This is a genomic window from Anaerotignum faecicola (genome assembly GCA_024460105.1).
Taxonomy (GTDB): domain Bacteria; phylum Bacillota; class Clostridia; order Lachnospirales; family Anaerotignaceae; genus JANFXS01.
This window is the reverse complement of record JANFXS010000217.1, coordinates 1-478: the sequence shown is the minus strand read 5'-3', so window position 1 is coordinate 478 and position 478 is coordinate 1. Positions and strand designations below refer to the sequence as shown.

1 protein-coding gene is annotated in these 478 nt (G+C 48.5%); it reads right to left on the bottom strand.

Annotation, left to right across the window (positions count from 1 at the left end; translation table 11 throughout):
* On the bottom strand, window positions 1-478 hold a 478-nt coding region (locus tag NE664_13625), incomplete at both ends, for a DUF5722 domain-containing protein (protein ID MCQ4727672.1).

Here is a 478-nt window from a genome sequence, read left to right as displayed (position 1 = left end):
CAGCCATTTAAAATAATAGCCGTAACCGTCATGCCTTTCCCGGAAAGTGCGCTTATGGTCCTGTCGTAATCCTCGATGACACGCTTATCAAAGTGATACGTCTTCCCATCGTACTGGTAATCAATTCCCTGTCCCAGAATCTGATGGAACGCAATGTTGGTACCTACGTGCTTGACACCCAGTTCAAACGCATCCGCAAGCATATTAAGTTCGATATTAAGCCCTTTTTTCGTCAGCGGATCATTAAATTCAGCCGTGTTGGACGCTACCGCCTCGGGATTTGTTATATAATGCGGCTCGCTGACTTCGATATATTTTGTTCCATCCCAGACCGCTGCCACGAACCGGCTGTATAACCGGTCATCCGCAGTTCCCTTGTTAAGCGGAAACTGATAGGTAACTTCTGTTCCGAACGCCGCAGCTCCCGCATAATCGAGGCGTCCCTCTAAATCCTTCTGATACGGCTTCTGCTCCACCA